The sequence below is a fragment of the Rahnella perminowiae genome (genome assembly GCF_019049755.1).
In the GTDB taxonomy this organism is placed as follows: Bacteria; Pseudomonadota; Gammaproteobacteria; order Enterobacterales; family Enterobacteriaceae; genus Rahnella; species Rahnella perminowiae.
This window is the reverse complement of the sequence record NZ_JAFMOS010000462.1, coordinates 1-10,346: the sequence shown is the minus strand read 5'-3', so window position 1 is coordinate 10,346 and position 10,346 is coordinate 1. Positions and strand designations below refer to the sequence as shown.

Sequence of the window (10,346 nt, the reverse complement as noted above, 5' to 3'; positions counted from 1 at the left end):
TATAAAAAGAGAAGGGCAATCAAGGAACTGCCCTTTTATCAAAAGATTATGACCAAAACAACCACATCACATCTAAACCATTTACTACAAATCATCTAAACCCAGGACATCCCGCATGTCATAAAGACCAATTTTATGCGAGGAAAGCCATTTTCCTGCACGAACTGCACCTTTTGCGAAAGTCATGCGGCTGGAAGCCTTGTGGGTAATCTCCACACGCTCACCGATATCGGCAAACATGGCAGTATGTTCACCCACGATATCGCCGGCGCGGAGGGTGGCAAAACCAATACTTTTGGGATCACGCTCTCCGGTATGGCCTTCACGGGCATACACCGCACAATCCTTGAGGTCACGCCCTAACGCATCAGCAATCACTTCACCCATTGCCAGCGCCGTACCCGATGGTGCATCAACTTTATGACGGTGGTGCGCTTCGACAATTTCAATATCGGTATAGTCGCCCATAACTTTGGCCGCTTTTTCCAACAGCTTGAGGACAACGTTTACACCCACGCTGAAGTTGGCCGCAAAAACCACCGGAATAACCTCAGAGGCTTGTTTAATTGCAGCCTTACCGGCGTCATCAAAGCCTGTAGTGCCGATAATCATACCTTTATGGTGTTTCTGGCAGAATTCAAGGTGTGCCAGCGTGCCTTCCGGACGGGTGAAGTCGATCAGAATATCGAAGTCATTGACTACGGAATCCAGATTATCATGCACTTTGATGCCCGCCGTCCCTACGCCAGCCAGCTCGCCCGCATCGGTTCCGACTAAGGAAGAACCCGAACGTTCAAGCGCTGCGCCCAACACCACACCACCGGCATCGGATACGGCCTGAATCAGCTGGCGGCCCATACGACCCCCTGCGCCAACAATGGCCATGCGAATATCAGCGTTACTCATAATTACTCTCTTCTTATTGTGGTTCTGTCTTGAAACAGAATCAGGTTATCGACCCCGCGATCAGGGAGCCAGCAAAATTGCTTCATAATTAGAAAATTATGATACAGGCCCGTTAATATCAGTAAAAGCCATCTGGTTTCAGGTTACGCATTTTGTGATTTTGTGTTAAACGACGGGCAGAACCGGAACTCACGGGCAAAAAAAAGCCAAAACATCCACTTTAAGGCGGCCCGCATAACCATGCAATGTAGTGCATAAGTTTCAGCGCCCCCTTCCTTATTTCCCCTATCTCACTACTTTGATTTTATCACTTCCGCGCAGGGCACCGTCTGACAATATGTAATAAAGAAGAAAGACCAATATGATGACGATGACTGAAAAAGCTTATTTACCCTCTTGGTGCTAACAGATAAGCAGCTAACGAAACATTTCTTAGATCTAAAACATTAAATTTTTATTATATATGATGAAATAATATTGATAAAATCAATGATTGTGATAATAAATAGCCACCTAATTTTAACTGCCGAAATTTGATTTAACGGGCAGTCAAAATGAGTAGCCAGGTTGCATAAGGCGCGTCTTCACCCTTACCAGACAGTCATCAGTAAGGGAAAAATAAAAACTACACATTGCCAATTTTGTTGCTGATTTTTCAGAACCGTATATTGGCACAGGGATTTAACATGAAATTCAAACTGAACAAAGTCACACAAGTGGCGACCGCAGGTCTTTTATTTGGCTTAGCTTCCTTTGCTGCACACGCAGAAATTACCCTGCTTAAACAAGATCCACAGCCAAACGATCCGCTGAGCCGTCTTAACTTCCAGGTCGGGGGCAGTATTCGCCCGCAGTTCCAGTTCCAAAACGGTGTGAAAAACTACAAAACCAATGGTTTTGATGGCGGTACGCGTTTCCGTTTCTCTGCTGATTATTATCTGTTTGATGACATCAGCTGGATTAACTACTACGAATTGGGTGTAAATATTCCAGCCCTGACTGGCTGGGATAATCACTATGCGAAGGGTGCGCATAACACCAGCCGTCGTATGCTCTACACCGGTCTGAAAAGCAAAACCTACGGCCAGCTGACCTTTGGTCAGCAAAACAGCGTTTATTACGATGTGGTGGGTGCGAAAACCGATATCTGGGATTATGACATGCTCGCCCAGGCACCAGGCAATGGGGTGAACGGTGACTACGATGGTTCTTACCGTTCCCGTAAGATGTTGAAATATAAAAACACCTTCGGCGACGCAGATGTTTACGCATCGTACTTGTTCGAAGACAGCGAACTGCTGACCGGTAAAAATGGCCTGCGTTACAAACGTAACGGCGGCGGTTCTGTCGGTGTCGATTACCACATCACCAAAGACCTGACCTGGGGTACTGCGTACAACTACACCGATGCAGAAATGAGAAATCCAGGTGATAACACGTCTAAAGATTACAACCAGAGCATTGTCGGTACTGCACTAAGCTGGAAGCCAGGCAACTGGACAGCGTCCTTCGGTGGCGGTTACTACCATGACTTCCTGACAACAGGCGTGAAAACTGAAGATCACTTCTTCGCCGGTGACGCTTACGGCCTGGAATACTTCCTGGGTTATGCTTTCCCAATCAATCAGCTGGCCGTTAAAACCATTCAGCCATACTTCATGGGTGACCGTCTGACCTATGTGACTGGCCGTAATTACCAGCGTATTGATAACGGTCTGGGTGTGTCCTTCCAGCTCGACTACGGCTTCCGTGTAGATTACGAACATGTGTTCACTTCTTCTACCGATAACCTCGGTGATATGAACCTGATCCGTCTGCGTTACGACTTCTAAGCCTTAACGACTGAACTTCCGGGGCCGGCTTTACGTCTTATTGACGGGCTGGCCCTTTCTTTTTACAGCATTTCATCTATCCCCCACGGCCAAAGCCAGACTAGACTGAATACAGACAGTCACCCGCTCTATTCATTTGTAACCTGCAGGAGATCTTTGCGATGTCAGCATTTTTCCGGTCCGACATTACTGCCATTGGCGACTATCGAGCCGAATTGGGTGAAACCCCCGTCTGGTGCCAGCGTACACAATCTTTGCTTTGGGTCGATATTCTGGCTCAGCGTGTTCTGCGTTACTGGCCCGATAACGGGCAAACCGAAATTCATCAACTCCCCGCACTGACCAGCGCCGTGTTGCTGACCGAAAAAAGAAATCAGTTTTTGCTGGTTTCCGTCGACGGGATACATCTCTACGATTACGAACAGAAAAGCCGCCAGAAGCTTTGTGATTATCCCGGCGCAGAAGGCACGCGTCCGAATGAAGCGGCCATTGCGCCTGATGGCTCACTGTGGTTTGGCACACTGGATATAAAGGAAGAAAAGGACAACGGCGAATGGTTCCGCTATGAGGCAGGTACAGAAAGGCCGGAAATGATGCTTGATAATGTCGGGTGTACCAATACTCTGGTCTGGTATGAAGGCAAGGTATGGTTTGCAGACAGCAAAAAGAAACGTTTCTTCTCCGCCAATGCCCGCCGTATCAATCCGCTGAAAATATCCTGTTTTTCTTCGGGTGATAAGATCCCTGATGGCTCTGCGCTGGCACAGAATGGCTGGCTGATCACCGCCTGCTGGGGCTCAAAATGCCTGCTTCGCCAGCAAATCAATCAGGGTGAACTGCTCACGCTGGATACGCAACCGGTGCCGGTGACACAACCCAGTTGTTGCACCTTTGGCGGTCCGGATATGACAGAACTGTTTATCACATCGGCACGCAAAAATCTCGATGCACCGCATGCACTGGAAGGCGCGTTACTGCATGTGGAAACTACCACGGTCGGCTCGCCGCAAAATTTATTCAAACTCCTGCCTCATTGATGCCATAAAAGTGCAGACATAAAAAAACCGGCCACATTGAGCCGGTTTTTCATTCAGATTCTGCACTCAGTCGATCTGACGCACATCGACACGCAGTTCTTTTGGCACTTCAAATACAATATTTTCTTCGCGCCCTTCGATGTTGATGACATCAAGTCCGCCAAAAGTTTTCAGCTTGCTGATCACATCCTGCACCAGAATATCCGGTGCCGATGCGCCTGCGGTCACGCCGATGCTTTTCGCATCTTTCAGCCAGCTTTCCTGAATATCAGCCGCCGAATCAATCAGATAAGAAGGTACGCCGACGCGCTGCGCCAGTTCGGCAAGACGGTTGGAGTTCGAGGAATTCTTCGACCCCACCACCAGCACAACATCTGCCCCGTCAGCCAGCGTACGCACGGCCTCCTGACGGTTAGTCGTGGCATAACAAATATCATCTTTACGCGGCCCGATGATTTTCGGGAAACGTTCGCGAAGCGCATCAATCACGGCAGAAGTATCATCGACCGACAGCGTGGTTTGGGTCATAAAGCACAGATTATTCTCGTCTTTCACCTGCAATTTATAAACATCTTCAGGTGCTTCGACCAGATACATTCCCCCTTTCGGGTTGCTGTACTGCCCCATAGTGCCTTCCACTTCAGGATGCCCGGCATGGCCAATCAAAATCGCTTCAGTACCTTTACGGCTGGCGCGCGCCACTTCCATATGAACTTTCGTCACCAGCGGACAGGTGGCATCAAAGAGCATGGTCAGGGCACGTGCTTTCGCTTCTGCGCGTACTGCCTGAGAAACGCCATGAGCGGAGAAGATTAGAATAGATCCATCAGGTACTTCACTGATTTGCTCAATGAAAACAGCACCGCGCTGACGCAGGCTGTCGACCACGTAACGGTTATGCACCACTTCATGGCGGACATAGATAGGTGCGCCGTAAATTTCCAGCGCACGTTCCACAATACTGATTGCGCGGTCAACACCCGCACAAAATCCTCGCGGATTAGCCAGCAATATCTGCATGTTTCCCCTCAAGCTCCGGGTCAATTTCCAGCACTTCAATATCGAAATCGATATGTTGCCCTGCCAGCGGATGGTTGAAATCTACAGTGATTGAATCTTCTGTCACTTCACGGACAACGCCCGGCATTTCATTGCCATCACGACCACTGAACAACATGATGGTGCCCACGTCCGGCACCCCGGTTTCCTGAAAATCACGGCGGGAGAAGAACTGAACCAAATCCGGGCTCTTGCTGCCGAATGCAGATTCAGGGGCTAACGTAAACGCCCGCTTATCCCCGACGTTCAGCCCTAACAGCTGATTTTCCAGCGCATCAGACAAACTGCTGTCGCCAAGGCGAAACAGTGCAGGTTTGCCATTGGCGCGGGTTGACTCCGCCGTTGAGCCATCTTCCAGCTTCAACGTAAAGTGCACCAGTACAGCGCTGTCGTGTTTCACCTGCTGAGACATAGAACTTATCCTTTACTCTTTGTAGCTTCAGAGGGTTTTGCCAGAAAACCCTCCAACACCACCATGGCTGCGCCGACACAGATAAAGCTGTCGGCCAGATTGAACGTAGCGAAATGCCAGTTACCGACATAAAAATCGATAAAATCGACCACAAAACCGTGATACAAACGATCAAATAAGTTGCCCAGCGCCCCGCCGATGATCATCGCAAAAGCGATGTTATTCAGCTTTTGCTTCGCGCTGCCGCGATACATCAGCACCACCAGCGCCACGACAATCACCAGCGCAATTAACGCAAAGAACCAGCGCTGCCAGCCGCCTTTATCAGCCAGGAAACTAAACGCAGCGCCATGATTCTGGGCGTAGAACAGGTTTAAATACGGGATCAAAGGCATGGATTCACCGAGCTGGAAGTTCCCCATAATGAGAAACTTACTGCCCAGATCCACGATGATGACCACGACCGCCAGCCAGAGCCAGCGGAGTCCGGTGGAACAAATCGATTTACTCATTATGCAAACTTACGCTCTTCACCGTCACCGGCGATGTTAGTGACACAGCGACCGCAGATGTCGCTGTGTTCCGCGTTCTGACCAACGTCAGTCGTGTAATGCCAGCAGCGCGGGCATTTATCGCCTTCCGCTTTCGCCAGACCAATTTTCAGGCCCTTAAGCAATTCACTTGGCTGAGCAGCATCGTCAGCTTCTGACAGCGCCGCGACTTTCGCGCCTGATGTCAGCAGCACGAAGCGCAGTTCATTGCCCAGAGAACGCAGGTCAGTTGCCAGCGCGTCATCAGCAAACAGGGTGACAGCAGCTTCCAGTGAACCGCCAAGACGTTTATCAGCACGCGCCTGCTCGATCACTTTGTTCACTTCACCACGCACTTTGAGCAGCTCATCCCAGAACGCATCGTTCATGGATTCATTTCCTGCCAGACCGAACAAACCGTCATACCATTCTTCGGTAAAGACGAATTTCTCACGGCTTCCCGGCAATTCAGCCCAGATTTCATCGGCAGTGAACGACATGATCGGTGCCATCCAGCGGACCAGTGCTTCGCTGATGTGATACAGCGCGGTCTGGCAACTGCGACGTGCAATGCTGTCACTTTTTGCGGTGTACTGACGATCTTTGATGATGTCCAGGTAGAAGGAACCCATTTCGATCGAGCAGAACTGCATCAGACGCTGAACGACGCCGTGGAAATCATAAGCTTCATACGCGGCAATGATTTCTTCCTGTGCAGCTTTAGCGCGCCCTACAGCCCAGCGATCCAACACCACCATATCTTCCGGCGCCACGCTGTGCAGCGCAGGATCGAAACCGTTAAGGTTCGCCAGCAGGAAGCGCGCAGTGTTACGGATACGGCGGTAAGAATCGGCAGCACGTTTCAGGATCTCGTCAGACACGGCAATTTCGCCCGTGTAATCCGTAGACGCCACCCACAGACGCAGAATATCGCCGCCCAGCTTGTTCATCACATCCTGTGGAGCGATGGTATTGCCGATGGATTTAGACATTTTGCGGCCCTGACCATCCACGGTGAAACCGTGCGTCAGCACTTGCTTGTAAGGCGCTTTGCCTTTCATTGCCGTCGCAATCATCAGGGAAGACATGAACCAGCCGCGATGCTGGTCAGACCCTTCCAGATACAAATCAGGAGAATGCCCGTTGAACTCAGGACGCACATCCACGACGGAAGAATGCGTTGAACCGGAGTCAAACCAGACGTCCAGCGTATCCGGCACTTTGACGTATTCAGCCGCGTCAGCCCCCAGAATATCTTCCGGATTCAGATCCCACCACGCCTGAATGCCATCCACTTCAACACGTTTTGCCACTTCTTCCATCAGCTCAAGACTGCGCGGATGCAATTGCTCGGTGTCTTTATGGACGAACAGAGACATCGGCACACCCCAGGTACGCTGACGGGAGATACACCAGTCAGGACGGTTAGCGACCATGTTTTCAATACGTGCCTGGCCCCAGTCCGGGATCCACTGTACGCCCTTGATCTCTTCCAGAGATTGCTGACGCAGGCCCTTCTGATCCATGCTGATGAACCATTGTGGCGTGGCGCGGAAGATGATTGGCGTTTTGTGACGCCAGCAGCACGGATAACTGTGCGTGATTTTCTCAACGTGCAGCAATGCGCCTTTTTCACGCAGCAACTCAACGATCAGGTCATTGGCTTTAAAGACGAATTTACCGTCCAGCGTCGGGTAAGTGCCCGGCAGATAGCAACCGTTCGGCCCTACCGGATTGGCGACTTCCAGACCGTATTTCTGACCGATAACAAAGTCATCCGGGCCGTGGCCCGGTGCGGTATGCACGGCACCGGTACCGGCATCGAGCGTCACGTGATCGCCAAGGATCGCCGGCACATCGAAGTCGAGGAACGGGTGTTTGAAACGCAACAGCTCAAGATCTGCGCCTTTACATTCGCCCAGCACGGTCCATTCTGCGATACCGGCGCGTTTCATGACGCTTTCAACCAGATCGGTCGCCAGGATCAGACACTGACCTTCCACCTGAACCAGCTGATAAGCAAACTCCGGATTCAGTGAAATAGCCCGGTTAGCAGGCATGGTCCACGGTGTAGTGGTCCAGATTACCAGTGAAATCGGGCCATTAAACGCTGATACACCAAATTTCGCGGCAACAGCGGCGGCGTCAGTTGCGTTGAACGCAACATCTATAGAAGGAGAGGTTTTGTCGTAATACTCGACCTCTGCTTCTGCCAGTGATGAACCGCAATCTGTACACCAGTGAACCGGCTTAGCCCCTTTGTGCAGGTGGCCGTTACCGATAATTTTACCCAGTGCACGAATGATGTTGGCTTCAGTTTTGAAATCCATCGTCAGGTACGGATGATCCCAGTCACCTAATACGCCCAGACGGATGAAGTCTTTCTTCTGGCCTTCAACCTGTTCTGCTGCATATTTACGGCAGGCTTCGCGAAATTCCGCTGCCGTGACTTTCTCACCCGGCTTACCGATCAGTTGTTCGACTTTCAGCTCGATCGGCAGACCATGACAATCCCAGCCTGGCACATACGGGGCATCAAAGCCCGCCAGCCCTTTGGACTTAACGATCATGTCTTTAAGAATTTTATTGACTGAGTGACCAATATGAATGCTGCCGTTCGCATACGGAGGGCCGTCATGCAAAATAAAGGTTTTCTTGCCTTTCTTGGCAGCACGAATAATCCCGTACAGATCCTGGTCATACCAATTCTTCAGCATGTCAGGTTCACGCTTGGCCAGATCGCCACGCATCGGGAACCCTGTTTCCGGCAAATTCAGGGTGTTCTTGTAGTCACTCATAGATTCTCGGTTCCGTTTTCGGCTGGATTCCAGGCTTTGTTACAGGCCTGTCAGTACATGTTTAGCGCAGTGTCTTTAACCCAAAGAATTCACGGGCCGTCACTTCATCGTTCGCAATTTGTTGCTTTAAAGCATCAAGCGAGGAGAAACGCTGTTCGTTGCGCAATTTCGCGCGGAGCACCACATCAATGTGGCGCCCGTATAAATCTAATGTGGTGTCGAGCAGGTGCACTTCCAACTGCTTGCGCACACCACCGACTGTCGGGCGTATTCCAATGTTCGCCACGCCCGGCAACGGTTCAGGCCCGAGGCCTAAGACTTCAACTGCATACACACCGCGCACCGGAGAGACGACCCGCTTCAACGGCACGTTCGCCGTCGGGAAGCCGATAGTACGCCCGAGTTTATCACCGTGTACGACACGGCCAGAGATGCTGAACGGGTGACCCAGTAAATTCTCGGCCAGCGCCAGATCATCGTCACGCAACGCATTACGGATCGCCGTGCTGCTGATGCGGTTCCCACCTTCACGGAAAGTTTGCGTGCTGATCACTTCAAAACCGTATTCTTCACCGGCCTTCTGTAATAGCTCAAAATCCCCGAGACGGCTGGCTCCAAAGCGGAAATCATCCCCGACAGTCAGGAACCTGACGCCCAGCTTTTCAACCAGCAGCTGCGAGATAAATGCCTGTGCCATGTGTGCTGCGAACCGTGGCTCGAAGCGGACACATAAAAGGTAATCTACGCCGCACTCAGCGAGATACTTGGCCTTATCGCGCAAACTGGTCAGGCGTGCAGGTGCTTTATCACCGGCAAACAGTTCCAGAGGCTGGGGCTCAAAAATCATTACCATCACCGGCAGTCCCAGACGTTGACCTTCCAGCTTAAGCTGTTCAATCAGGGCCTGGTGGCCACGGTGTACACCATCAAAATTGCCAATAGTCAGCACACACCCATGATGACGTGCCCGAATATTGTGTATTCCGCGAATTAGCTCCATAGCTGGCTCAAATCCAATGCTGACTCATAACGATGGAAATCGGCGGATTATACCTTGTACAGCCTCCAAGGTTAACCAGCGATTAGCAGGATCACACCATTCTCTCTTGCATACGGCAGATATTGCGGTTCAAATGGCGGCGTGGCGATGAAAATCTTTCGTTGCATACAGGGAATGCGTGACTTTTCGCATAAACAAAGCGTTAATGGCCGTAGTGGGCAGTTTGTACACTCTCCTGTCGATTTTTCTCGCGAAAGACTGTATTCCGATGCCGGAAGCTGTTAAAATCCTGCGCCATCACAACGTAACAAGCGACGAGTAAAGTTCACTCTTTAAAACGCCGCTTATTTGCACAAATCCGTTGACAAAAGAAGACCGAAAAGGCATATTCCTCGGCCTTTGAATTGTTCATCAATAGAAAAATATTTGGGAGTTGGCCTTGGCTAATATCAAATCAGCTAAGAAACGCGCCGTACAGTCAGAAAAACGCCGTAAGCACAACGCGAGCCGTCGTTCTATGATGCGTACCTTTATCAAGAAGGTATACGCGGCTATTGCAGCAGGCGACAAAGCTGCTGCACAAAACGCATTTAACGAAATGCAACCAATCGTGGACCGTCAGTCTTGCAAAGGCCTGATCCACAAAAACAAAGCAGCGCGTCATAAGTCAAACCTGACTGCGCAAATCAACGCAATGCAATAATCGCATTACGCTGAAATGCTTGATAAAAAAGCCGGCTCACGCCGGTTTTTTTATATCTGAAAGTTGAGT

Annotated in this window: 9 protein-coding genes; 3 read left to right on the top strand and 6 right to left on the bottom strand. The window is 50.6% G+C overall.

All coding sequences use genetic code 11. From position 1 onward, the window contains the following. Positions 1-84: 84 nt before the first annotated feature. Positions 85-906: a 4-hydroxy-tetrahydrodipicolinate reductase gene (dapB, locus tag J1785_RS08235; RefSeq protein ID WP_217219199.1), complete on the bottom strand. Its 822-nt coding sequence runs from the start codon at positions 904-906 to the stop codon at positions 85-87. 686 nt (positions 907-1,592) lie between these two features. Here dapB and J1785_RS08230 point away from each other — a divergent pair. Next, complete coding sequence (locus J1785_RS08230; protein ID WP_129953241.1) at positions 1,593-2,738, top strand: porin; 1,146 nt, start codon at positions 1,593-1,595, stop codon at positions 2,736-2,738. Between the two features lie 161 nt (positions 2,739-2,899). Next, positions 2,900-3,775 (top strand): SMP-30/gluconolactonase/LRE family protein, encoded by an 876-nt coding sequence (locus tag J1785_RS08225; RefSeq protein ID WP_217139519.1) that lies wholly within the window; start codon positions 2,900-2,902, stop codon positions 3,773-3,775. A 66-nt stretch (positions 3,776-3,841) separates the two neighbouring features. On the opposite strand, the gene ispH is transcribed toward J1785_RS08225, so the two are convergent. The 5 genes from ispH to ribF all read right to left on the bottom strand — a co-directional run bounded on the left by ispH (position 3,842) and on the right by ribF (position 9,574). Then, the gene (gene ispH, locus J1785_RS08220; protein WP_129953243.1) at positions 3,842-4,795 is read right to left on the bottom strand and encodes a 4-hydroxy-3-methylbut-2-enyl diphosphate reductase; all 954 of its coding nucleotides are present in this window, start codon (positions 4,793-4,795) and stop codon (positions 3,842-3,844) included. Next, positions 4,776-5,246, bottom strand: coding sequence for an FKBP-type peptidyl-prolyl cis-trans isomerase (gene fkpB / locus J1785_RS08215; RefSeq protein ID WP_129953244.1), 471 nt, complete (start codon positions 5,244-5,246; stop codon positions 4,776-4,778). The genes ispH and fkpB overlap by 20 nt, the downstream gene beginning before the upstream one ends. Before the next feature lie 5 nt (positions 5,247-5,251). After that, complete coding sequence (gene lspA, locus J1785_RS08210; protein ID WP_015698717.1) at positions 5,252-5,758, bottom strand: signal peptidase II; 507 nt, start codon at positions 5,756-5,758, stop codon at positions 5,252-5,254. After that, positions 5,758-8,574 (bottom strand): isoleucine--tRNA ligase, encoded by a 2,817-nt coding sequence (gene ileS / locus J1785_RS08205; RefSeq protein WP_129953245.1) that lies wholly within the window; start codon positions 8,572-8,574, stop codon positions 5,758-5,760. The genes lspA and ileS overlap by 1 nt, the downstream gene beginning before the upstream one ends. 61 nt (positions 8,575-8,635) lie before the next feature. Then, entirely contained in the window at positions 8,636-9,574 is a 939-nt protein-coding gene (gene ribF / locus J1785_RS08200; protein ID WP_129953246.1) for a bifunctional riboflavin kinase/FAD synthetase, read from the bottom strand. Positions 9,575-10,013: 439 nt separating this feature from the next. On the opposite strand from ribF, the gene rpsT reads away from it, so the two are divergent. Further along, positions 10,014-10,277 carry a 30S ribosomal protein S20 gene (gene rpsT, locus J1785_RS08195; RefSeq protein ID WP_013577064.1) on the top strand — a complete coding sequence of 88 codons (264 nt, stop codon included), beginning with the start codon at positions 10,014-10,016 and terminating at the stop codon, positions 10,275-10,277. The last annotated feature ends 69 nt before the right edge of the window (positions 10,278-10,346 follow it).